General features: G+C 41.4%; 26 protein-coding genes. 12 read left to right on the top strand and 14 right to left on the bottom strand.

Annotation, left to right across the window (positions count from 1 at the left end):
* Window positions 1-65 precede the first annotated feature (65 nt).
* The gene (locus tag P2E05_RS04585) at window positions 66-596 is read left to right on the top strand and encodes an RNA polymerase sigma factor (protein WP_154623973.1); all 531 of its coding nucleotides are present in this window, start codon (window positions 66-68) and stop codon (window positions 594-596) included.
* A gap of 23 nt (window positions 597-619) precedes the next feature.
* Entirely contained in the window at window positions 620-1,531 is a 912-nt protein-coding gene (locus P2E05_RS04580; protein WP_154623955.1) for a glycerophosphodiester phosphodiesterase family protein, read from the top strand.
* Window positions 1,532-1,658: 127 nt separating this feature from the next.
* Here the strand turns inward: P2E05_RS04580 and nqrM are convergent, their stop codons facing one another.
* From nqrM to P2E05_RS04535, 9 genes are all read right to left on the bottom strand, one after another.
* Window positions 1,659-1,886 carry a (Na+)-NQR maturation NqrM gene (gene nqrM / locus P2E05_RS04575; RefSeq protein WP_004923200.1) on the bottom strand — a complete coding sequence of 76 codons (228 nt, stop codon included), beginning with the start codon at window positions 1,884-1,886 and terminating at the stop codon, window positions 1,659-1,661.
* A 16-nt stretch (window positions 1,887-1,902) separates the two neighbouring features.
* A complete protein-coding gene (locus tag P2E05_RS04570; RefSeq protein WP_154623956.1) occupies window positions 1,903-2,934 on the bottom strand; it encodes an FAD:protein FMN transferase in 1,032 nt (343 codons plus the stop codon).
* Window positions 2,928-3,059, bottom strand: coding sequence for a hypothetical protein (locus P2E05_RS21615; RefSeq protein WP_255427370.1), 132 nt, complete (start codon window positions 3,057-3,059; stop codon window positions 2,928-2,930). Before P2E05_RS21615 ends, P2E05_RS04570 begins: the two co-directional genes overlap by 7 nt.
* Window positions 3,060-3,122: 63 nt before the next feature.
* Complete coding sequence (gene nqrF, locus P2E05_RS04560; protein ID WP_154623957.1) at window positions 3,123-4,349, bottom strand: NADH:ubiquinone reductase (Na(+)-transporting) subunit F; 1,227 nt, start codon at window positions 4,347-4,349, stop codon at window positions 3,123-3,125.
* A gap of 15 nt (window positions 4,350-4,364) precedes the next feature.
* A complete protein-coding gene (nqrE, locus tag P2E05_RS04555) occupies window positions 4,365-4,961 on the bottom strand; it encodes an NADH:ubiquinone reductase (Na(+)-transporting) subunit E (protein WP_154623958.1) in 597 nt (198 codons plus the stop codon).
* Between the two features lie 4 nt (window positions 4,962-4,965).
* On the bottom strand, window positions 4,966-5,595 hold the full coding sequence (locus tag P2E05_RS04550) for an NADH:ubiquinone reductase (Na(+)-transporting) subunit D (protein WP_154623959.1): 630 nt from the start codon (window positions 5,593-5,595) through the stop codon (window positions 4,966-4,968).
* Window positions 5,588-6,382, bottom strand: a complete 795-nt coding sequence (locus P2E05_RS04545; RefSeq protein ID WP_163860764.1) for a Na(+)-translocating NADH-quinone reductase subunit C — start codon at window positions 6,380-6,382, stop codon at window positions 5,588-5,590. Before P2E05_RS04545 ends, P2E05_RS04550 begins: the two co-directional genes overlap by 8 nt.
* Window positions 6,375-7,613 (bottom strand): NADH:ubiquinone reductase (Na(+)-transporting) subunit B, encoded by a 1,239-nt coding sequence (locus tag P2E05_RS04540; RefSeq protein ID WP_154623961.1) that lies wholly within the window; start codon window positions 7,611-7,613, stop codon window positions 6,375-6,377. The genes P2E05_RS04545 and P2E05_RS04540 overlap by 8 nt, the downstream gene beginning before the upstream one ends.
* A gap of 4 nt (window positions 7,614-7,617) precedes the next feature.
* The gene (locus P2E05_RS04535) at window positions 7,618-8,961 is read right to left on the bottom strand and encodes a Na(+)-translocating NADH-quinone reductase subunit A (RefSeq protein ID WP_154623962.1); all 1,344 of its coding nucleotides are present in this window, start codon (window positions 8,959-8,961) and stop codon (window positions 7,618-7,620) included.
* A 416-nt stretch (window positions 8,962-9,377) separates the two neighbouring features.
* Between P2E05_RS04535 and P2E05_RS04530 the strand changes: the two genes are divergently transcribed.
* Window positions 9,378-10,115 carry a L,D-transpeptidase family protein gene (locus tag P2E05_RS04530; RefSeq protein WP_163860763.1) on the top strand — a complete coding sequence of 246 codons (738 nt, stop codon included), beginning with the start codon at window positions 9,378-9,380 and terminating at the stop codon, window positions 10,113-10,115.
* Here P2E05_RS04530 and P2E05_RS04525 read toward each other — a convergent pair.
* Together P2E05_RS04525 and lpcA are read right to left on the bottom strand one after the other, a co-directional pair.
* Window positions 10,086-10,853, bottom strand: coding sequence for a class II glutamine amidotransferase (locus P2E05_RS04525; RefSeq protein WP_154623964.1), 768 nt, complete (start codon window positions 10,851-10,853; stop codon window positions 10,086-10,088). The genes P2E05_RS04530 and P2E05_RS04525 overlap by 30 nt on opposite strands.
* Window positions 10,854-10,878: 25 nt before the next feature.
* Window positions 10,879-11,457, bottom strand: a complete 579-nt coding sequence (gene lpcA / locus P2E05_RS04520; protein ID WP_154623965.1) for a D-sedoheptulose 7-phosphate isomerase — start codon at window positions 11,455-11,457, stop codon at window positions 10,879-10,881.
* Window positions 11,458-11,804: 347 nt separating this feature from the next.
* On the opposite strand from lpcA, the gene fadE reads away from it, so the two are divergent.
* Both fadE and P2E05_RS04510 read left to right on the top strand, forming a co-directional pair.
* Window positions 11,805-14,270, top strand: coding sequence for an acyl-CoA dehydrogenase FadE (gene fadE / locus P2E05_RS04515; protein WP_154623966.1), 2,466 nt, complete (start codon window positions 11,805-11,807; stop codon window positions 14,268-14,270).
* Window positions 14,271-14,521: 251 nt separating this feature from the next.
* Window positions 14,522-14,875 (top strand): ribonuclease G, encoded by a 354-nt coding sequence (locus P2E05_RS04510; RefSeq protein ID WP_154623967.1) that lies wholly within the window; start codon window positions 14,522-14,524, stop codon window positions 14,873-14,875.
* 427 nt (window positions 14,876-15,302) lie between these two features.
* Here P2E05_RS04510 and lysA read toward each other — a convergent pair whose 3' ends face one another.
* A complete protein-coding gene (lysA, locus tag P2E05_RS04505; RefSeq protein ID WP_247046753.1) occupies window positions 15,303-16,562 on the bottom strand; it encodes a diaminopimelate decarboxylase in 1,260 nt (419 codons plus the stop codon).
* A 117-nt stretch (window positions 16,563-16,679) separates the two neighbouring features.
* Here lysA and P2E05_RS04500 point away from each other — a divergent pair, with 117 nt between their 5' ends.
* On the top strand, window positions 16,680-17,615 hold the full coding sequence (locus tag P2E05_RS04500) for a LysR family transcriptional regulator (protein WP_154623969.1): 936 nt from the start codon (window positions 16,680-16,682) through the stop codon (window positions 17,613-17,615).
* Here the strand turns inward: P2E05_RS04500 and P2E05_RS04495 are convergent.
* Window positions 17,589-18,509 (bottom strand): LysR family transcriptional regulator, encoded by a 921-nt coding sequence (locus P2E05_RS04495; RefSeq protein WP_154623970.1) that lies wholly within the window; start codon window positions 18,507-18,509, stop codon window positions 17,589-17,591. The genes P2E05_RS04500 and P2E05_RS04495 overlap by 27 nt on opposite strands.
* A 122-nt stretch (window positions 18,510-18,631) precedes the next feature.
* Here P2E05_RS04495 and P2E05_RS04490 point away from each other — a divergent pair, with 122 nt between their 5' ends.
* The gene (locus tag P2E05_RS04490; RefSeq protein ID WP_276123025.1) at window positions 18,632-19,504 is read left to right on the top strand and encodes an MBL fold metallo-hydrolase; all 873 of its coding nucleotides are present in this window, start codon (window positions 18,632-18,634) and stop codon (window positions 19,502-19,504) included.
* A gap of 68 nt (window positions 19,505-19,572) precedes the next feature.
* Window positions 19,573-20,217: a DsbA family protein gene (locus tag P2E05_RS04485; protein ID WP_154623972.1), complete on the top strand. Its 645-nt coding sequence runs from the start codon at window positions 19,573-19,575 to the stop codon at window positions 20,215-20,217.
* 28 nt (window positions 20,218-20,245) lie between these two features.
* Here P2E05_RS04485 and P2E05_RS04480 read toward each other — a convergent pair whose 3' ends face one another.
* Window positions 20,246-21,061 carry a prepilin peptidase gene (locus P2E05_RS04480; RefSeq protein WP_276123024.1) on the bottom strand — a complete coding sequence of 272 codons (816 nt, stop codon included), beginning with the start codon at window positions 21,059-21,061 and terminating at the stop codon, window positions 20,246-20,248.
* A gap of 280 nt (window positions 21,062-21,341) precedes the next feature.
* On the opposite strand from P2E05_RS04480, the gene rsmE reads away from it, so the two are divergent.
* From rsmE to ruvX, 4 genes are all read left to right on the top strand, one after another.
* The gene (gene rsmE / locus P2E05_RS04475; RefSeq protein ID WP_154624088.1) at window positions 21,342-22,073 is read left to right on the top strand and encodes a 16S rRNA (uracil(1498)-N(3))-methyltransferase; all 732 of its coding nucleotides are present in this window, start codon (window positions 21,342-21,344) and stop codon (window positions 22,071-22,073) included.
* Window positions 22,074-22,082: 9 nt separating this feature from the next.
* Window positions 22,083-23,030: a glutathione synthase gene (gene gshB, locus P2E05_RS04470; RefSeq protein ID WP_154624087.1), complete on the top strand. Its 948-nt coding sequence runs from the start codon at window positions 22,083-22,085 to the stop codon at window positions 23,028-23,030.
* 79 nt (window positions 23,031-23,109) lie between these two features.
* Window positions 23,110-23,673 carry a YqgE/AlgH family protein gene (locus P2E05_RS04465; protein WP_154624086.1) on the top strand — a complete coding sequence of 188 codons (564 nt, stop codon included), beginning with the start codon at window positions 23,110-23,112 and terminating at the stop codon, window positions 23,671-23,673.
* Complete coding sequence (ruvX, locus tag P2E05_RS04460) at window positions 23,673-24,092, top strand: Holliday junction resolvase RuvX (RefSeq protein ID WP_272657999.1); 420 nt, start codon at window positions 23,673-23,675, stop codon at window positions 24,090-24,092. The genes P2E05_RS04465 and ruvX overlap by 1 nt, the downstream gene beginning before the upstream one ends.
* The last annotated feature ends 13 nt before the right edge of the window (window positions 24,093-24,105 follow it).

Genomic DNA, 24,105 nt, shown 5'->3' with positions numbered 1-24,105 from the left:
CTCTCTTTTTTGAGGGTCCATAATTGACTTTAAAATAAAAATGATAATAATTATTATTTTTATTTATGACTACACCAATTTTCTCTACTAATAGTACCTCACGAATAGAAGAACAGCGTCTCTTTCAGCAATATGCCCCTGATCTCCTTAGGTATATTCTTGCTCGCACCCCTAACGACGATATCGCAAGTGAAATTTTACAAGATGTCTTTGTTCATACGATTGAAACAAATCGCTGCCAAACTCTACACTTTCCAAAAGCATTTATGTACACGCTGGCACAACGCAATATTGCCAATTTTTATCGTCGACAACACATAGAAGCTAAATATCTCAATCTGCTGGTGGAGCCTGAGCCTGAGTGGCACTTGGAAACACAATTGGTACTAGAGGAGCAGTTGCAACGCATGTTTGAACAACTTGCTAAGCTACCGACAATCATTGAGCAAGCCTATCGGCTAGCCCAATTTGAAGGAATGACCTACCAACAGATTGCGGCGCAATTAAAAGTTAGTCCTAATTCAATCAAGTACTACTTACAAGAAGCCAGAAAAGTATTACAAAAAGGGTTCGCTGAATTCAATTTAACTTATTGAGATAATTATTACAGGTAATACATATGATAAAAATAACAACACCATATATTAAAAAAGGGATATTCGCTGGTTTGTTAATTCTTTCCAGCCAAAGTTGTTTCGCCCACTCGCTACAAATTGTTGCTCATCGGGCAGGTACTGCGGATGCGCCTGAGAATACACTTTACGCAATTGAGCTCGCCAAACAAAATAATGCTGACATCATTTGGATAACCGCCCAACTGACCAAAGATAAACACGTTGTTTTATATAGGCCGAGTAACTTAGAAGCCTTAACCGCGCAAAAGGGGCTAATATCTCAGTACACCGCACAACAACTCGCCACATTCAATGCCGCTGAGCAATTTAACAAAAAACATCATCGTCAATTACCCATACTGCAAACAACGATCCCAACACTCGAATCCGTATTAAAAAAATACCCTAACACGCAATTTTATGTTGATTTAAAATCCCCTGATGCAGACCCAACCACGCAAGCCGATATTATTTATGCATTACTTGAAAAAAATAATGCGTTTAAAAATACGCGCTTTTATTCAACTAATGATGCATTCATCAAAGCCTTAACCAAACGCTCCGATAAAATTAATACCTTTGAAGGCCGTGATGAAACACGTACCATCTTAGCTAATAGCGCTATGAATCATCATTGTTCAGCCCCCACCGATAGACAATCTAAATCACGTTGGTATGGCTTTGAATTACACCGTAAAGTCGAGGTCGTGGAGAAATACACATTAGGCGAGGCTCGCTCACCTGCCACATTATCATGGGATAAAGAAGCTATTGATTGTTTTAGAAAAAATGGCCAAGCCCATATTGTTCTATTTGGTGTCAATAGTATGGAAGATTATCAATTAGCCAAAGACATTGGCGCAGATGCGGTGATGGTTGATTCCCCTAAAAGCTTTAAAGACGCAATCAGTAAGTAGTTCTTAACTTGCTTTATCAAAGTAGCCTAACGCTATGAGCATCAACTCTAATGCATAGCCTCTAAATAAAAAATAAGCCTTAACTGTGACAGTTCACAGCTAAGGCCATCATTATACTTATCAGATTTTAAATAATACGGTGTTTTTCAAGTGCCTTTTGGCGAGCCTCTTCCCGTGCCATACGCTTCTTACGTGCATCACAAGGCTCTGGGCAATCACACACTTTTTCAACACCAATGCTGCTTAATCCACCACAGCTACCTTGAATGCTCTTGCGCTTAATAATGTACCCAAGTGACATACCGAGAAATGCCAGTAGGAACAGGACGAAAGCTGCAATAAAAACATTTAGCATTCTTACACCCTCCTAATTACTGCTTTTTCTGTAAAAATGGCTCGAATGCCTTAGTGTAACGCTCTTCGAAACCTTTTTCTGTCTTGATGATCATAAACACAGGAATATCCAGCTTTTCAGCTAAGGCAAAACCCTCAACGGGTCCGAGCACATTAAGTCCTGTCGATAAACCGTCCGCACTCATGCAAGTTGGAGCAAGTACCGTTATTGATACCAAATTATGTTTAATTGGCATCCCTGTTTTTGGATCGATAGTATGGGAAAAACGGACACCATCTTGTTCAAAATAGTTACGGTAATCGCCCGATGTCGCTATAGACATATCACCCGGTTCGATCACTTCCTGAGCGGTTTGATTCACCCCATCAGTCGTCGGCTTTTCAATCGCAATACGCCAAGGAGCATCTTTACCATTTTTCCCTTTCGTACGGACTTCACCACCAATATCAACCATATAGTTATTAATATTGACTGACTCTAAATACTCAGCAACGACATCGACACCATAACCTTTCGCGATAGAAGATAAATCGACATAAAGCTCAGGGATCGTTTTAATCAGATTATTACCTTGTACAGATAATTTCTCTATGCCAACCCATGCACGACGTTTTTCTAATTCACTGTCTGTTGGTGCTTTGGTGACTCGCCCCTCAGGACCAAATCCCCACAAATTAACTAAAGGACCAACCGTGACATCCAGCGCCCCATTAGTTAACTCATTAATACGAATGGCTTCTTTCACCACTTTTGCTGTTGCAGCTGAAACAGGAAAAGGAACATTAACTTCTTTGAACTGGTTGAAACGGCTTAATTCCGAGTCAGGACGATAAGTTGACATTTGGTCATTCACTTCTTCCAAACGTTTATCTATCTCTGCTTGGATTGATTCACTACTTGGAGAGGAAGAATCAGCCACATATTTGATGGAATAGTAAGTTCCCATCGTCTGCCCCTGAAGGTTAGCTTGTTCAGGTCCGCCGCAAGCCGCCAATAATAGTGTTGCTGCAAACAGCAGCACTGGAGTTATCACTTTTCTGTTCAGCATAATTTTCTCTGCTTCAATAATAAGCGCCCACATAAGCGGGCGCTATACTCATCATATTGTTGATTGCCGTGTTGCTGACTACGTTCATTCGCACTAGTCACAGGAATTAACCTGTTCTTAGACACTCATTCTCTTGTCACCTAACTGCACCTCAACTATGTAAGTATATACAAACAACTAAGGGTTACTTAACCACCGAAATCATCCAGTAAGATGTTTTCATCCTCCACACCAAGATCTTTGAGCATCTTGATAACTGCTGCGTTCATCATTGGAGGTCCACACATATAGAATTCACAATCTTCTGGTGCGGGGTGATCTTTCAAGTAGTTTTCATACAGAACATTATGAATAAATCCTGTATAACCATCCCAATTATCTTCCGGCATTGCATCGGAAAGTGCAACATTCCAAGTGAAATTTTCGTGTTCAGCGGCTAATTGATCGAAATCTTCTGTATAGAACATTTCACGTTTAGAACGTGCGCCGTACCAGAAACTGATCTTACGCTTAGAATCTAAACGTTTTAATTGATCGAAGATATGTGAACGCATTGGTGCCATACCAGCACCACCACCGATGAAGACCATTTCTGCATCCGTCTCTTTCGCGAAGAATTCACCAAATGGACCCGAAATAGTCACTTTATCACCTGGTTTCAACGACCAAATATAAGAAGACATGATCCCTGGTGGAACATCTGGATTACGTGGTGGAGGTGTTGCAATACGCACGTTTAACATAATAATACCGTGCTCTTCTGGGTAGTTCGCCATTGAATAAGCTCGAACCGTAGGCTCTTTTACCTCAGAAACATAACGGAATAGATTGAATTTATCCCAATCTTCACGGTATTCCTCTGGTACATCAAAATCTTCATATTTCACCACGTGTGGCGGGCATTCAATCTGAATGTATCCACCTGCACGGAATGGTACAACTTCACCATCAGGAATTTTCAATTTCAGTTCTTTAATGAAAGTTGCTTTATTATCATTAGAGATAACTTCACATTCCCATTTCTTAACACCAAAAATTTCTTCAGGTAATTCAATTTTTAGATCTTGTTTGACGTTCACCTGACAGGCTAAACGGCAACCTTCTTTTGCTTCACGTTTGTTAATGTGGGAAAGCTCGGTCGGCAGAATATCACCGCCACCTTCTTTAATGTGCACGCGGCATTGTCCACATGAACCACCACCACCACAAGCAGATGAAACAAAGATCCCTTGGTTAGATAACATACCTAACAGCTTATCACCCGCTGGAGCTTCAAAGCTCTTATCAGGATCGCCGTTAACTTCAACTTTGATGTTCCCTGTATTGACTAACTTGGACTTAGCAAACAGGATTAAACCTGTTAGCGCCAAGACAATCAGGGTAAACATCACTACGCCTAGAATAATAATATCCATGAATTCTTCTCGCCTTTATAGCTGCACACCGGAGAAGGACATAAAGCCCAGTGCCATCAAACCGGTGGTGACAAAGGTAATACCTAAGCCTTTCAGACCCGCCGGAACATCTGAATATTTCATCTTTTCACGAATTGATGCTAACAACACGATCGCTAACATCCAGCCGATACCTGAGCCAAATCCATATACGATAGATTCGCTAAAGTTATAATCACGCTGAGCCATGAAAGAGACGCCACCAAAGATTGCACAGTTAACGGTAATCAACGGCAGGAAGATACCTAATGCGTTATAAAGTGACGGGAAATAACGATCTAGAATCATTTCCAGAATTTGTACGAGTGCAGCAATAACCCCGATAAAGGTAATGAAGTTAAGGAAAGATAAATCAACTCCCTCAACCAGTGCCCCATCACGTAGAACTAGGTTATACACTAGGTTGTTTGCTGGTACTGAAATACCCAAGACAACCGTCACTGCAATACCTAAACCGAATGCAGTTTTAACATTCTTCGATACCGCCAAAAACGTACACATACCGAGGAAGAATGCCAACGCCATATTTTCAATAAATATCGCTTTTACGAACAGGCTAATATAATGTTCCATAGACTTAATCCTTCTCTACCTGAGCCGGTTTCAAGGTACGTAGTCCCCAAATCAGCATACCAATGATAAAGAATGCACTAGGTGCTAATAGGAACAGACCGTTAGGCATGTACCAACCACCATTTTGCAATGATTCCATAACGGTAATACCAAACAGTTTGCCTGAACCAAATAGTTCACGTAAAAAACCAACGAGGATCAGAATAACACCATAACCGAGGCCATTACCAATACCATCCATAAAGCTTTCTACAGGTGGCGCTTTCATTGCGTAAGCTTCAGCACGTCCCATAACAATACAGTTTGTAATGATAAGACCAACGAATACAGAGAGCTGTTTGGAGATCTCATACGCATAGGCTCGCAAAATTTGGTCAACAACAATAACCAAAGAAGCAATAATTGCCATCTGAACGATAATCCGCACACTATTTGGAATATAGTTACGAATTAATGAGATAAAAAAGTTAGAAAATGCAGTGACCAAAGTTACTGCAATCGTCATCACTACAGCCGTTTCCAGCTTGGTTGTTACTGCTAATGCAGAACATACACCAAGAATCTGTAGTGCGATTGGGTTGTTATCAAACAAAGGCCCAAGCAGTACGCGTTTTACTTCTTTAGAATCAGCCATTATTCAGCGCTCCTTCACGAACTTTTTTCAGGAACGGACCAAAGCCGTTGTCGCCTAACCAAAAATCAAACATGTGTTGAATACCGTTTGAAGTTAGCGTTGCACCTGAAAGGCCATCGATACCATAAGGGCTATCTGTTGAGCCACTACGAACAATTTTTATCGCAGGAACACCCTGCTCATTAAAGAGTTTTTTACCCGGCCACTGAGCTTTCCATTGTGGGTTATCAACTTCCCCCCCTAGACCCGGTGTTTCACCGTGAGAGTAATAAGTAATACCACGTGAAGTTACGCCATCAATGTCGACTGCAACGAAGGCATACATGACAGACCACAGCCCTGAGCCATAAACAGGTAGAATAATTTGTGAAACTTTACCTTGATCATCTTTGACAAGATAAATCTCAGCACTGTTTGCACGACGACGAATTTTCGCAATGTCTTCAGCAGGTGAAAGTGCAATGCTCGTTTCTTCACTGCGCAATTCGCTATTAAGATCATAGCGACTGGTGCTGTCGGAAAGTTCATTAGTTTTGAAGTTCAATAATTTAGGCTCAATACGTTCGCCATAAATTTTTTGCACTTCTTCCGCTGTCATCTTCGGTTGTAAGAGACCAGCAACACTTAAAATATTCCGTTGCGTATCTAATAAAATTTGTTCTTGCTGTTTAGACTTTAAACCTACAGCAGAACCCGCTACGACGATAGAACACACTAGACATAGAATAAAAACGACTATGAACGTTCTGCCGACGCTATCTTTATTGGTTGTTTTTTCATTAGCCACGGGCTTTTCTCCGTTTAATATTTGCTTGAACGACCAGATAGTCAAACAGAGGAGCAAACAAGTTGGCGAACAGGATTGCTAGCATCATACCTTCCGGATATGCAGGGTTTGCAACACGGATAAGCACACACATAACACCGATCAAAATACCGTAAGCCCACTTACCTTTATCTGTGAAAGAGGCAGAAACAGGGTCTGTCGCCATAAAGATCATCCCAAACGCAAAACCACCTAAGACCATATGCCAGTACCATGGCATTGCAAAGAGAGGGTTTGTATCCGAACCGATAAAGTTAAAGAGATAAGACATCGCGATCATACCAGCCATAACACCAGCAACGATACGCCATGAAGCAATACGGAAGAAAATGATGAATGCACCACCGATAAAAATCATCAATGTGGAAACTTCACCAATAGAACCAGGCATATTGCCTAAGAATGCTTGCATCCAAGTGATAGGTTCACCTGATACTGTATTCATTAGAGCATGTTCACCGCCAGTCGCCCACTGAGAAAGTGGCGTTGCACCAGAGAAACCATCAGCAGCCGTCCAAACTAAGTCCCCAGAAATTTGAGCGGGGTAAGCAAAGAATAAGAAAGCACGTCCAGCAAGTGCAGGGTTAAGGAAGTTACGCCCTGTACCACCGAAAATTTCTTTCGCTATCACCACACCAAATGTAATCCCTAATGCTGCCTGCCATAATGGAATGGTAGGCGGAACAATTAATGCGAACAGAATGGAGGATATAAAGAAACCTTCGTTGATTTCATGGCCACGGATAAGAGAAAACAGAATTTCCCAAAAACCACCAACCGCAAAAACAACCGCGTAGATAGGCAGGAAATACACTGCACCAAGCAGCATTTTACTTCCCCAACCTGCATCAGGCGTAATGGATGCACCTAAGAACTGAGCAACACGATAATGCCAGTCTCCAGCCAATACTTGCTGTAACTCAGCACCACTATATAAGTGATAAAGAGCAGGAATAGCTTGGTTTCCTACATTATACATTCCCCAAAACATTGCAGGGAACACCGCTAACCAAACAAGGATCATCATACGTTTAAGGTCTATCGTGTCACGAACGTGAGAGCGACCTTTGGTGACGGTACCTGGTGTATAGAAAACTGTCGAAACAGCTTCAAATAATGGATAGAGTTTTTCTAACTTTCCACCAGGCTCAAAATGATGCTCATTCTTTTCAAATAAATTTTTCAACCCCATGGAATTACCCTTCTAACTCAATCTTGGTGAGTACATCACGAAGTACTGGGCCATATTCATACTTGGCCGGACATACATAAGTACACAGCCCCAGATCTTCTTCATCCAACTCTAGACATCCCAATTCCTGAGAAGAATCCGTATCTCCAGAAAGGAGGTCACGTAGGAGGTGGGTTATCATAATATCGAGAGGCATTACCCGCTCATAGTTACCAATTGGCACCATTGAACGCTCTCCACCATTCATCGTTGTGGTGAAATTAAAGCGTTTATTTTTCAAGAAATGCCCAACGGTTGTACGGGTGATAGTGAATTTATTGAAACCAGGCCAAATCCAACCAAACAACTCTTTCTCACGACCTTCACGTAACACGGTGATCTGATTATGAAAACGCCCTAAATAATGATGCGCTTCATCACAGGTTACGCCCCATAGCACAGAGCCAGAGATAATGCGGTTTTCGCCTGCTTTGAGTTGACCTTTGGTTAATTCATACAGATCAGCGCCAAGACGTGTTTTAATCAAACGGGGTTTTTCAACCTGAGGGCCGGCAAGTGATACTACGCGATCAGTATATAGATAACCTGTAGTGAATAACTTCCCAAATGCAATCACGTCCTGATAATTAAGATGCCATACCTTTTTCTGAATGCTGACAGGCTCCAGAAAATGAATGTGAGTACCAACTAACCCTGCTGGGTGAGGGCCAGCAAATTCGCTATAAGCGACTTGCGGATGATTACTAGACTTAGGTAAATCCCCTGCACCATGACATACATGCACTTTACCTTCAGTCAAATGACACAGAACGGTTAACCCGTCATTAAAGGCTTCTTGCTGAGCACGGATGACAACCAGCGGATCAGCCGCCAGTGGATTGGTATCCATTGCTGTCACAAAAATAGCGGCAGGCGAGGTGCCTAGTTCAGGTGAACGGCTGAATGGACGGGTTCTTAATGCTGTCCATAAGCCTGATTTAACCAAGTTTTCTTCGACTTGTTCACGAGTCAAACTTGCCAATTCATCCCTATTGTAAGAAGCAAAGGTCTCTTGTTCGTCACCATCAATTTCAATAACAACGGATTGGAGGACACGACGCTCACCACGATGAATCGCAATAATTTTACCGCAGGCTGGGCTAGTGAATAACACTCCTGGATTCTTTTTATCTTCAAAAAGAACCTGCCCTTTTTTTACGTGCTCACCTTCTTTCACCAGCATAGAAGGACGCATTCCGACATATTCTTCACCTAGCAATGCTACGTGTTGAATTTTCGGGCCGTCTTCTATTACTTGGGCTGGCTCACCTGCAATAGGAAGGTTGAGGCCTTTTTTAATTTTAATCATAAGATCTGCACAAGTTTCTAAGTTAACCCTAAGCTAATGATCCGGTGAAGGACCATAGCGACTCAGTAAATAAAAACAGCTCAAGTTACTCCCATAACTCAAGCAAATAATTCTCTCGATATTTTGACACTATTCTCTTATTCTGCCGTTCGTAATTTTACCAGTTCCCCCGACTTCTGTCCGGATATTCAAGTGACTTAGCTCAAGCAAATAACAATAAATTTTCAATTTTTCTTGCAATCATTCGTAATAAACGAGGTTTTAGCTCACATTTATCGAACGCTGTCCGTTTTTCACACAATATCGATTCATCACTAAATTATTAATGGACTATATCAAATCACTATCTGCTCGTTTAAAATATCGCTAAAATGATTTTTTTTAAACAAAAAAACTCAACCTTATTTGGCTTAAGCATGAAAAAAAATACCTTTATTAGCTTTAGTTTTATCCTATTTTCTCTACAAGCTCTCGTTGCTGAAGCGAATAATCATTCATTTTTACTTAATAGTAAAACGATTAACCAACAAGATTCGACCCTCTTTATTCAAATATTTAAGCAAGAAGGCATATTAGAACTCTATAAAAAAGCGCCAAATGGGAAGTATAATCTGTCTAAAACTTACCCAATTTGTAAGTTTTCTGGCGGGCTAGGTCCGAAAAAGCTAGAAGGTGATTTAAAAAGTCCCGAGGGATTCTATCAAATAACCGCTTCTCAACTTAATCCAAACAGTCGGTATTACCGATCTATCAATTTAGGATTCCCTAACGAGTTCGATCGAGCGCAAGGCTATGAAGGTAACTACCTTATGATACATGGTGACTGCGTGTCTGTTGGATGCTATGCAATGACCGATAAATATATGAGTGAAATTTATCAAGCTGTTGAAACCGCTTTTAAAAATGGTCAAAACACTATTGATGTCAGCATCTATCCTTTTCGCATGACAAAAGAAAATATGTTACTTCATCGAAACTCAAGCCATTACGCTTTCTGGCAGCAATTAAAACCTGCTTATGATTACTTTCATGATGTAGGCAAGCCCGCACAAATCTCTGTTACATCAGGAAAATATGCCGTTAATAGCTTGCCAGAAACACAAGATAAGTTATTGAGACTTCGATCACAATATACGCTGGCCGAGGTGAAATAGCACAAAACTACCCGGCTCAATTTTATGCCAACTTTCATTTCCAGTAAGTGGCTGGGTAGCTATCACCGAAACAATATCCGTGGGTGTTGTGCAACTTTCAAAATCAATCTCAACATCCTGATCGAGTAATTTCGCTTTACCAAACGGTGCCTTACGCGTGATCCAGTAAAGGTTAGTGGAGCAAAAAGCCATTAAATAACGCCCGTCAGACAATAGCATGTTAAATACGCCTTTACGGCGTAATTGTTCAGCTAAAATCGCAATAAAACGAAAAACAGCAGGCCAATTAGCGGGGGTTCGCGGGTATTTCATGGCGAGTTGGTTTAACAGCCAACAAAATGCTTTTTCACTATCAGTTTCACCAATAGGCCGGTAATTCCCTGTATTCAGCGAGCGATAACCTTTTAATTGCCCATTATGAGCGTAAGTCCAATTACGTCCCCACAACTCTCGTGTAAAAGGATGCGTGTTGGCTAATGTAACGTCTCCACGATTTGCTTGGCGAATATGTGCGACTACCGTTTCCGATTTAATCGGGTATTCCTGTACAAAACGTGCGACTGGAGACATAAAACTCGGTTGAGGATCTTTAAACGTACGACACCCTAGCCCCTCATAAAACGTGATCCCCCAACCATCTTTGTGTGGGCCTGTTTGCCCCCCTCGGGATATCAGTCCACTGAGACTAAAGTTAATATCTGTTGGCACATTTGCGCTCATGCCAAGTAACTCGCACATTTTAAGACCCTCTCTTGCCAGAGAATTATTTAACCATCTCTTTTTCAATCAATTGGATCAGGATATGAATCACTTTAATATGAATTTCCTGAATACGATCTGCATAACCAAAATGTGGCACGCGAATCTCAATATCGGCGCTCCCCGCCATCTTGCCGCCATCTTTCCCAGTTAACGTAATCACTTTCATGCCTTTTTCACGAGCAGCACTAATTGCTTTAATGATGTTGCCTGAATTGCCTGAGGTTGAGATCCCAAGAAGAACATCTCCTTCTTTACCGACAGCTTCAATAAAGCGAGAGAATACATATTCATAACCAAAATCATTACTGACACAAGATAAATGGCTCACGTCAGAAATCGCGATAGCTGGATAGCCCGGACGATTTTCACGATAGCGTCCTGTTAGCTCCTCAGCAAAGTGCATAGCATCACAGTGAGATCCGCCATTACCGCATGACAGGACTTTCCCCCCCGCTTTAAAGGAGTCTGCTAATAATACAGCAGCCTGTTGAATAGCCTGAATATTTGCATCATCACTAAGGAATTTTGCCAACGTATCGGCTGCTTCTGATAGCTCACCACGGATCAGATCTTGATACATGAGATTTCCCCTTAAATTTAACGGTTTCTGAGCCGTGATAAACGGCCTGAAGATAGGTAATTAATCTTTACTCCTCAGATTGTTACACAGGGTACATTTTCTTTCTACATCTGATTATGTTTGATTTAAGCATTTAGCACTAATCCGTGCTTTTTATCCCTTTTTATCGCTTTGACGCTTTTTTACGACGTTATTTCTTCTTTTCTGAAACTGTTACAGGGCGTTACTTGGTGATTTTGTGAGCCAAGTTGTAATTAAGATGTAAATGTGTTGCTAATTCTTTATTAAAGGTTATAGATTAGATAAACAACAGGTCAGACCTCTTACAAGTATACAGGAGTTTTCCTATGACCCTACTCAGTATCATTCTATTTCTCGTATTAATTGGTATTCTCTGCTACCACAAAACATCATTGGCGCTTAGCACTGTACTGTTACTTGCCTATACCGCAGTGATGGGCGTACTCGATATCTGGAGTTACTGGATGCTGCTACCAGTTGCGCTAGTCTTATTTCCATTTGTCTTTACGCCAGTGCGCCAATCACTATTTTCAGCTCGCGCCCTGAAAATGTTCCAAAAAGTGATGCCTCCGATGTCTCGTACCGAAAAGGAAGCTATCGATGCTGGAACCACTTGGTGGGAAGGCGACCTTTTCCGCGGTGCGCCTGATTGGAATAAATTACATAATTACCCTAAACCTCAGCTAACGGCTGAAGAGCAAGCCTTCATAGACGGCCCCGTTGAAACCGTTTGTGGCATGGTTAATGATTTTGCTGTCAGTCATGAATTGTCTGATCTTCCTCCTGAAGTTTGGCAATATTTACGTGATCACCGCTTCTTTGCCATGATCATCAAAAAAGAATACGGTGGCCTTGAGTTTTCCGCCTATGCGCAATCTCAAGTCCTACAAAAACTGGCTGGTGTTTCAGGTATTCTTGCTATTACTGTCGGTGTACCTAACTCCCTTGGTCCCGGTGAGTTACTACAGCATTACGGTACCGAAGAGCAGAAACAGCGCTACTTACCGGGTCTGGCGACCGGTGAAGAGATCCCTTGTTTCGCACTAACAAGCCCTGAAGCTGGCTCCGATGCAGGCGCCATTCCTGATACAGGCGTGGTTTGTATGGGAGAATGGCAAGGTGAACAAGTTTTAGGTATGCGCCTAAGCTGGAACAAGCGCTATATCACGCTTGCGCCTATCGCAACAGTACTTGGACTTGCATTTAAATTGTCAGACCCTGATCGCTTACTGGGGGGTGAAAAACAATTAGGGATCACTTGTGCCTTGATTCCAACCAATACCCCAGGTGTTGAAATTGGCCATCGCCACTTCCCACTGAATATTCCGTTTATGAATGGACCTACTCGTGGAAAAGATATTTTTGTTCCTATCGATTACATCATTGGTGGTCCAAAAATGGCAGGGCAAGGCTGGCGCATGCTGGTTGAATGTCTATCTGTTGGCCGTGGTATTACTCTGCCATCCAACTCAACGGGTAGCTTAAAAAGCATTGCAATGGCAACGGGAGCTTATGCCTATATCCGTCGTCAATTTAAATTACCTATCGGTAAAATGGAAGGTATTGAAGAACCTCTCGCACGTATCGCGGGTAACTCCTACCTAATGGATGCAGCGGCGACATTAATTACCTCTGGTATTATGTTAGGCGAAAAACCTGCGGTTCTCTCTGCTATCGTTAAATATCACTGTACTCACCGAGGACAACACTCAGTGATTGATGCAATGGATATTACCGGTGGTAAAGGTATCTGTCTTGGTCCATCTAACTTTGTCGGTAGAGCTTATCAAGGTGCTCCTATTGCCATTACCGTTGAGGGTGCGAATATTTTAACCCGTAGCATGATCATCTTTGGCCAAGGCGCAATTCGTTGTCATCCTTATGTACTGGAAGAGATGGCCGCAGCTCAAGATAATAATCTACATAAATTTGATAAAGCCGTGTTTGGTCATATTGGTCACGTTATTAGTAACCAATTCCGCAGCTTCTGGTTAGGTTTAACCAATGGTCGTGGAAGTAGTGCCCCAACAAAAGATGAGACACGTCGCTACTATCAGATGTTAAATCGCCAAAGTGCAAACCTTGCTCTACTCGCTGACATTTCTATGGCGGTGCTAGGAGGAAGCTTGAAACGTCGTGAACGAATCTCAGCCCGTTTAGGTGATATTCTGAGCCATCTCTATTTGGCGACCGCGACACTGAAGCGCTATGAAGATGAAGGACGTCAAAAAGCGGATTTACCATTAGTCAAATGGGCCGTGGAAGATTGTCTGTATCAGTCTGAAAAAGCGATGGACGATTTATTGAAAAACTTCCCAAATAGAATGGTTGCAGGCTTGATGCGTATTACGTTATTCCCTACAGGTCGTGCTATGTCAGCGCCATCGGATCGCCTTGACCATAAATTAGCACAACTGCTAATGGAACCGTCTGAAACCCGCGACCGAATTGGCCGTGGGCAGTATCTGACACCAACAGAGCATAACCCTCATGGTTTAGTGAATCAGGCACTGTATGACATTATCGCGGCAGAACCTATTTTTGAACGAATTTGTCGCTTGAAAGAACGTAAATTCAGCTTCACTCGCTTAGATAAATTAGCTGAGCAAATGTTGCCTGAAAATATTATCACCCAAGAAGAAGCAGATATTCTGCGCAAGGCTGAGGCTAGCCGTCTACGTACCATCAATGTTGATGAATTTGATTTTGAAGCATTGGGAACAGCTAGTACAAAAAATCCTCATACTGAAGGTGAAAATGACAAGCAAGCTAAAAAGAAACAAGCTGCTTAATTAGGTTATTTTAAATTAGACAAAAACTAGCCCTTAATATTGGGCTAGTTTTTTATTATTTTTCATCAAACCGCCTCGCCACTGTCACTATCCAACGATAAATATCTCCACTAAAGCGTAATTACATCTTTAGTAACATTATTATTACACAAATAAATTTAACTTAAGAATTTCTTATATTAGAATACGAGACTATTTTTACTATGGTTAGTGAAATCAATTATTATCATTTTTAGAACTGGAGATATAAAATGTCTTATTCGAATAAAGAAGTACCAGAGGGAATTAAGCGTTGGAACTGGGGTGCATTTATGTTCAATATCATATGGGGGTTTGGAAATAAATCGTACTTGCCGTTATTAATGCTAATTCCATTCTTTAATCTAATATGGATGTTTGTTTGTGGGTTCAAAGGTAATGAATGGGCTTGGAAAAATGGTGATTATGATTCAGCAGAAACCTTCATGAAAGTACAAGAAACCTGGAATAGAGCTGGATTAATTTATTTTATTATTACAGTTGTATTTTCTGTGATATTTTTCTTATTCTTTTTCTCGACGATGATGGCGACGTTAGCAAGCATTGCATCACAAAGCCAACACTAATAGCTAAAACTAGTATTACATTGTCATAGTGGTTTTAATCATTCTAAATCACTTAAAATCACTATGGCTAGCGACATACTATTTTTGTTTATGTCAAAGTCTATTCTATTAACAATATCCAACCAATCTTGTTGATACCCGTAAATACTGGATATATCCCCGCGTTTACACCCATATCAACCTAGAATTTAGTTTCCTTTATTTTATTATCAACGAGTTTTTTCTCGGTCAAGAAACATTAACCAACAATTTAATTGCCTAATTTTTGTATTTTCCATTCAGCTCAACAGATTTCTTAAGCACAATGGAGTGCTTAGCAATTAGTGAGCATGTGTGCATAAATGTCTCCATACAGACTTCTTCTCACTGAATACATAATAAGTACAGCGGATACTACCAATCAAGGTAGTATCCAAATCAAAAAGAATTAAAGCTCTAACGCCAATAACTCTTCGATGGTTTGACGGCGACGAATAAGTTTTGGTTTACCATTAACGAGTAGCACTTCGGGTAATAATGGGCGACTGTTGTAGTTAGAAGACATTGAAGCACCGTATGCACCGGTGTCATGAAACACTAAATAATCACCAACTTGCACTTCTGGTAATAAACGCGTTTCCACCATGCCGCCTTCTTGTTGAGTAAATACATCGCCTGACTCACACAAAGGCCCAGCGATAATCGCTTCTTTTTGTGGTGCATTATCCAGCGAACGCCCATCCGCAGGCAGGACTGAAATATGATGATAGCTTCCATACATGGCTGGACGCATTAAATCATTAAAACCACTATCCACTAACACATAATAGCGGCTCCCCATGTGTTTAACTGCCCTAACCTCTGCGAGTAACACACCAGACTCTGCCACTAAATAACGCCCCGGTTCTATTTCCAATTCAACGGTATGGCCTAAATGCTGCTCAATACGTTGACGAGCACGATTCCATAAGCTGAAATAATGCTGGACATCGATCAACTCATCTTCTTCCCGATATGGCGTTGATAATCCACCACCCGCTGAAATAGCCTGAATATCCACACCCGATGACACGACTTGCTCAACCATTGCATCACAGACATTCGCTAAATGTTGATAGTCAACCCCTGAGCCAATATGCATATGTAAACCAACTAACGACAGGTTATAACGACGAATTTGGGCAAGAGCTTCAGGCAGATCTTGATGCCAAATACCATGTTTACTATTTTCACCACCTGTATTGGTTTTTTGTGAGTGACCATGACCGAAACCTGGATTAATGCGTAACCAAACTGGATGACCCGCTTTTTTCTCACCAATTTGGCTTAACATATCAATAGAGCCAGCATTGACCGGAATATCCAGCTCAGTCACTCGAGCCAACGTCGCTCTATCGAGCACATCAGCCGTAAACACAATTTCTGCATTTTCACGACCCGCTTGAAAACCCGCCACAAGCGCACGCTCTATTTCACCCAGTGAAACAGAATCAACTTTAACGCCCTGCTCACGCATTAGTCGTAGAATATGGATGTTTGAACATGCCTTTTGAGCGAAACGCACGGTATCAAAGATTTTCAATTGATTGATACGTTCAATAATCACTGAACTATCGTATACCCATACAGGTGTACCGAACTGCTCAGGTAAGGAGATTAAATTTTCAGGTGTTAAATATGAGCTTGTGGTGCTTGCAAATGAGGTCATGTTTTTCTCGCCGATAAATTTTTATTCTATCGTTCCATTATTCAGAGAAAGGCAGGGAAAAAAAATATCTATTTTGCTAAAATCTATTCATTTCTGATATAGGATGGTCAATACACTATGCAAACTCTCTCTTGGCGACACCTTGAAATTTTTCGTGCAGTTATGACCACCCCAAATCTGACGGAAGCCGCGTTATTGCTGAACACTTCACAGCCGACGATTAGTCGAGAGTTGGCTCGCCTAGAACACCTACTACAATTTAAATTATTTGATCGTATCAAAGGCCGATTACGCCCTACAGCACAAGGGCTACGTTTTTTTGAAGAAGTTGAACGTTCATATTATGGCTTAGAGCGAATAAAAAATTCAGCACAAACGATCCGACGCTTTGATAATACACAGCTCTCGGTTATTTGCTTACCGGCTTTTGCTCAATCTTTACTGCCAAATGTATGTCAAACCTTCATGGCTGATTACCCAGACGTCAGTCTTACCGTGATCCCACAAGAATCTCCGATTCTGGAAGAATGGCTCTCTGCACAGCGTTATGATTTTGGTTTAACTGAGCATTTACAACCCCCTCCGGGTACCGAACAACTCACATTAGGGTCACTTAATGAAGTGTGTGTATTGCCAGCAGGACACCCTCTTGAAAAGAAAGGAATGCTAACGCCTACTGATTTTCTGCATCAACCTTTTATTAGTCTTTCGCTGACAGATAGCTATCGGCAACTGATCGATACCATTTTTACCCAACATCAAATCGAAAGAAAAATGGTGATGGAAACTCATTCTGCATCCTCTATCTGTGCAATGGTTCTCAAAGGCATTGGTATTTCTATCGTGAATCCAATAACAGCATTGGATTTCCACCAGCAGTCCGCAGGTAAATTAATTATTCGCCCATTAAGTTTTTCAATTCCTTTTACTGTGAGTTTCATTAAGCCGGTTCATCGCCCGTCATCACAACTCTCTGATATCTTCACTCAATATTTAAAAGCGTCATTTGCTCAAACTGAGCGTGATTTAAGCGCCGCGTTGCTGCATCAATGACAACCAATATTCAGAAGTGGCAAACCAATGACCCAGAAAATCCAATACGGCTCTTAATGTTGTCGGCATGTTTTGACGGCTAGCATATACTGCATAAATACCTAACGGCTGAGGTTGGTAATCAGGCAATAGTTGAATTAACTCGCCTGACTCCAGATATTTTTTGACGGACAAATAAGGTTGCAGTGTAATTCCCGCCCCATTTAGCGCCGCTTGCGCTAAAAAGACAGATTCATCGGCACTGAGACGCCCCCCGACCAATACAGAAAAAGGCTCATTCGCTTTTTCAAAATGCCAAAGGCTACGACCAAAAAAATGGTAAGTTAGACACTCTAAGGGCGCTAGATCCTCTGGTTTAGTAGGGAGTTTTTTATCTTTTAAGTAAGATGGCGCAGCACACACCACAGAATGGCAAGTTGAAAGTGGCTTGGCGATCAGACTGGGTTCTAATTGGTTAGTAATTCGTATCGCAACATCAATGCGCTCTTCAATCAGGTTCACCGATTTATTCGTCACACTGAGGTCAATTGCCATATTCGGATAAGAGTGTAAAAACTCCGTTATCGCAACCGAGAGGGCCTGACTGGCAATAGATTGGGCGCAACTAATACGCACTAACCCTGATAGCTGATTCGCATCATGCTGTTGTTGAACAGGTAACGTCTGAGAAAGTGCATTCAATTTTAACGCTTGCTGATAAACGCCCTCACCAGCCGATGTTAAACTTAATCTTCTTGTCGTGCGATTTAACAAGCGTACTCCCGCCCACTGCTCCATTTCAGCCAAATAGCGAGTTACCATTGCCCTCGACATATCCAATTTATCAGCAGCACCACTCATACTGCCCTGCTCAACAATACTAATAAACACTTGAACCGCTGTGAGTCTATCCATCTATTTGACCGATTTATGCAACAAATATTTGCTAATTATGACGTTTTTCTCATCATTATTGCAATTTAATATACATCTCATCGAACCAAACACGAAACAAAGATAATAATGAGGAATAAAGAATGAAACTCCGCACCGTCGCTCTAACGGCATTCGTTACACTAACGACCGCATTTACCCAAGCCGCAACACTAAAACTGGATGTGTATAATCCCGGAAATAACAGCATCTTCCCTGTCTCTTCTGAAATCATTAGCGGCGATAAAGAAGTGATACTAATAGACGCGCAATTCCAAAAAAACGATGCTCAAGCGCTTGTTAACCAAATCAAAGCGCTCAATAAAACGCTAACAACCATTTATATCAGCCATTCTGACCCTGATTATTACTTTGGGTTAGACACCATTATTAAAGCGTTTCCCGATGCAAAAGTGGTCGCAACCCAAGAAACTGTCGAAGCTATCAAAGCGTCAAAAGAGAGTAAACTCGCGTACTGGCGGACAATACTGAAAGATGAAGCGCCAACAGCTCTCATTGTTCCCGATGTAATACAAGGAGACCGTTTTACTATCGAAGGTGAAACATTATTGATTAAAGGAAGTGATGGCCCAGCCCCTGAACGTACTTATGTTTGGATCCCATCACTGAAGGCTGTTGTCGGTGGTGTCGTTGTCTCGGACAACATTCACGTTTGGGTTGCAGATACGCAAACCAAAGAGTCACGCCAACATTGGCAACAAACGTTAGAAAATATTCAGGCTTTGAACCCTAAGATTGTTGTACCGGGGCACTTTACAGGAAATTCAAAAAGGGATCTAACGTCAGTCACCTTTACCCAAAATTATTTAAAGACTTTTGAAACAATGGCTGAACAAAGTCAGGATGCCAAAATGTTAACGAGTAAAATGGAACAGGCTTACCCAAATCTTGATGACAAATCGAGTTTAGAACTAAGCGCTAAAGTTATTAAAGGCGAGATGCAGTGGCCACAATAAGCTCATTTTGATTGGTCTATTCCCATAAAAATAGACCAATCAAACCAAACAAAACCTAAGGATGACCGATGAATAAAATCACTTTACATTATATTTATGACCCCCTGTGTGGCTGGTGCTATGGTGCTTCACCACTTATCCAAATTGCCAATACCCATCCTGATATTGCTTTAGCACTACATGGTGGAGGTATGCTCGCTGGCACTTCACGCCTACAGATGGATAGCCAATTTCGTGAACATATCATCCAGTCCGATAAACGTATTGCAGCCATGACAGGGCAAACTTTTGGTGAGGGTTATTTAGCCATGTTGCATGAGCCTGACCTCATACTTGACTCAGCCCCTCCGTTGTTAGCAATACTGGCGGCCGAAAAACAGCATCAAGCACTTGCTATGTTGCAAGCCGTACAGCAAGCGCATTATATTTCTGGGCGCCATATCAGCGACCCTAAAATATTATCAGAAATCGCACGGGAAATTGGGTTAGATACCACACAATATCTTTCAGACTATGCACAATTCACAGGTGAAAAGCTGCATTGTCACATTCAGCATAGCCGCCAATTACTGACACAATCAAACTCGTCAGGGTTCCCTACTTTACTCATAAAACAATCGGATAAATGGCTACGCATTCCACTACAGAACTACTTAGGTGAGCCGAAAAAATGGCAGCATTTTTTAGATTCTTTAGTGGCTGAAAATCAATGATAAGTCACTCATTTGTAGCATCGATGAGTCATGAGTTTATCAACAGAAAAAATAACCAATAATTTGCGCTGATAATAATTGCAGGGCCAAATGGAATATGGGTGATTGTTTTATGCCGATAAAAGAGATAAACACCCCCATAATAAGCACAACCAAGGCCCGCTGCCAAAGCAAAAAACTTAGGTAAATCCATAAGGCCCAACCATGCAGCGCAAGCGGCTATAAGCTTAAAATCGCCTCTCCCCATTTGTGGGGATTGCCGAATTTTTTCCACCATAGTGGTTATCAACATAATAGAGAGGTAACTGACCACCACGGCATAAATTGCTGAAACGACATTGCCTTGAGAAGCACATGTTTGATACAGCAAGCCTATCCATAGTAAGGGATAAGTTAACACATCCGGTAAATAACCTATTTTAATATCAATAATAAACAAACTAACAATTAAATTATAAAAAACACTCAATAAAATAATTAAAATCACTTCATGATTAAATAAAAAAACACTCACAACCAAATGTAAATAGACTAAATACAACCATTTACTACTAATATTAATTTCATTCTCATTAAAATACTTAACAGGTATATTCTTTAGAATCCATCGTGTGATTTTTACTGATAAAACAAGGATAAAAAGCAAGAGTAAAAGTTTATAACCACATGTATTTAATAAAAAATAACCTTCAACACCGACACCTGTTCTTATGGGACAAAAATAATTTCGACATACGGTAAAAAATGAAAAAATAGGTGCCATAACACTATCAATATAACCAAACGATAATATAGATAAATTATGGATAATTTTTTGGTAGAGCCTTTCAACAAGTAATATCACATGTTCTCCTTATTCCCTTATGGAGTCATAGATGAATATACCGTAACTTTATGGTTCCCCCTACACTATTATTCCGACAAAAATGCTCGCTTTATCCATTATAATTCTACATAGCTTTGCATAGTTGACGGCTATTCACTCAACAAATACAACTCAAACCAGACTACAAAAATTTATGAGATCACGATAAACTAAGACACTAACCTTGTTTTTGGGGATTTCCCCCCCATATTTTCACTTTGTTATCGGTATTTTAACCTTGTATTTTTAAGGAAACCTTATGCGCATCCCACGCATTTATCACCCAGAGCCACTACACATTAACACAACAATCGCTCTTGGCGATGATGCAGCCAATCATGTCGGGCGCGTACTTCGTATGACCGCTGGCCAAAAACTGGAACTGTTTGATGGCAGTAATCAGGTATTTTGCGCTGAAATAGTAGAAGCCACAAAAAAGAAAGTCTCCGTCGATGTCATCAGCGGTCATCTTGATGACAGAGAGTCTCCATTGGATTTACACCTTGGGCAAGTGATCTCTCGCGGAGAAAAAATGGAATTTACGATTCAAAAATCAGTAGAACTGGGTGTTAATACAATCACGCCTTTATTATCTGAACGTTGCGGTGTTCGACTTGATGCGGAAAGATTTGAAAAAAAATTACAACAATGGCAAAAAATTGCTATTGCCGCCTGTGAGCAATGTGGCCGCAACCGTATACCAGAAATTCGGCCTATTCAGTCACTTGAGACATGGTGCGCTGAAAATGATGGGGCGTTTAAAGTGAATTTGCACCCAAGAGCAACACAAAGCATCAATACATTACCGGCCGAATTAAATAAAGTTCGACTGTTAATCGGCCCTGAAGGTGGGCTGAGTGAAGACGAAATCGCCATGACAGCAAATTATCAATTTACTGATATTTTACTTGGGCCAAGGGTATTAAGAACTGAAACGACTGCGCTCACTGCAATCACTGCACTGCAAGTGCGCCTAGGTGATCTAGGTTAAGGAGAAAAAATGATCAAGCTCGGTATAGTAATGGATCCAATTTCATCCATTAAAATCAAAAAAGATACTAGTTTTGCTATGATGCTGGAAGCTCAACGTCGTGGTTATGAAATCCATTATATGGAGATGAACGACCTCTATCTGTATCAAGGTGAAGCGCGCGCAACAACAAAAACGGTCACGGTCGAAGAAAACCCAAATAATTGGTATCAGTTTACATCTGAGCAAGATATTGCGCTTGGTGATCTAGACGCCATTCTCATGCGTAAGGATCCACCTTTCGACACAGAGTTCATCTACGCCACCTATATTCTTGAAAGAGCAGAACAGGCTGGTGCACTGATCGTCAATAAGCCACAAAGCTTACGTGACTGTAATGAAAAGCTGTTTACTGCGTGGTTCCCAGAGTTAACGCCTGACACGCTTGTGACTCGTAATGCTAAACAATTACGCGAATTCCATCAAAAACACGGCGATGTCATCTTCAAGCCTCTTGATGGTATGGGTGGAGCTTCTATTTTCCGCTTGAAACAAGATGATCCTAACGTTGGCGTGATTATTGAAACGCTCACCGAACATGCGACACGTTATTGCATGGCTCAGAACTATCTTCCCGCGATTAAAGATGGCGATAAACGCGTACTCGTCGTTGATGGAGAACCAGTACCTTACTGTCTCGCCCGTATTCCCGCACAAGGGGAAACACGAGGAAACTTAGCGGCTGGTGGCCGAGGTGAAGCACGCCCATTAAGTGAAAGTGATTGGGCAATCGCCCGTGCTGTTGCACCAACATTGAAAGCAAAAGGCTTATACTTTGTTGGTTTGGATATTATTGGTGACAGACTGACTGAAATTAACGTCACCAGCCCAACCTGTGCGCGCGAAATTGAAGCCGCTTACAATATATCGATTACAGGTATGTTGATGGACGCAATTGAGCGTGATATCAAAAAGTAGCACTCTACTTATAAGAAAAGACCTACAATAGGTCTTTTCTTCAAAATATCGACTAAAAGAGGTTATAAGCCAAATAGTTATGAACTTACAGAACCATTTTTTGATAGCAATGCCAACACTCACCGACCCTTATTTTGAGCAATCCGTTGTTTATGTGTGCGAGCACAATGAAAAGGGTGCGATGGGAATTGTCATTAATAAACCAATTGATGATTTTTCCGTCAGCGCTATGCTCGAAAAATTAGAAATCACCATTTCAACGAGTACTAATGCGAGCAACCTAGCAAAACCGGTGATTGCTGGTGGCCCTGTCGCGGAAGAACATGGTTTTATTCTTCATACACCAATTAAAGGCTTTGCTTCAAGTTTGCACCTCAATGACAATATGATGGTGACAACGTCCAAAGATATTTTAGAAACGCTAGGTAATGATCAGCATCCAATGCAATCACTCGTCGCACTGGGTTATGCCAGTTGGGAGCCAGGCCAACTGGAAAGTGAAATCATGGAAAATAGTTGGCTAACGGTTGAGGCTATCCCTGAATTAGTGTTTGATACCCCCATCAAAGATCGCTGGCAGGCAGCGGCAAATCTGCTAGGGATTAACATTCATACTATTTCTATGCAAGCAGGACACGCATAATGTCGAGCAGAACACTTATCGCCTTTGATTTTGGTACTAAAAGTATCGGTGTCGCCGTAGGGCAAGAAATTACAGGAACAGCTCGTTCGCTCGCCTCACTAAAAGCCAATGATGGACGCCCTGATTGGCAACAAATAGAAAAACTATTGAAAGAATGGCAACCCCAATTGGTGATTGTTGGCCTGCCTTTAAATATGGATGGTACCGAGCAACTGGTCACCAGCCAAGCACGTAACTTTGCCAATCGTATTCATGGCCGCTTTGGCGTCAAAGTCGAATTGCATGACGAACGCCTTTCTACCGTTGCGGCAAAAGCGGAACTCTTTGAGCGCGGTGGCTACCGAGCACTGAGTAAAGGTAAAGTGGATTCCGCTTCCGCAGTTGTTATCTTAGAAAGTTGGTTTGAACAGCACCTTTAAGATGACCGTTTTC

The sequence above is a fragment of the Providencia stuartii genome (assembly GCF_029277985.1).
Lineage (GTDB): Bacteria > Pseudomonadota > Gammaproteobacteria > Enterobacterales > Enterobacteriaceae > Providencia > Providencia zhejiangensis.
This window is presented reverse-complemented; position numbering and strand designations above follow the sequence as displayed.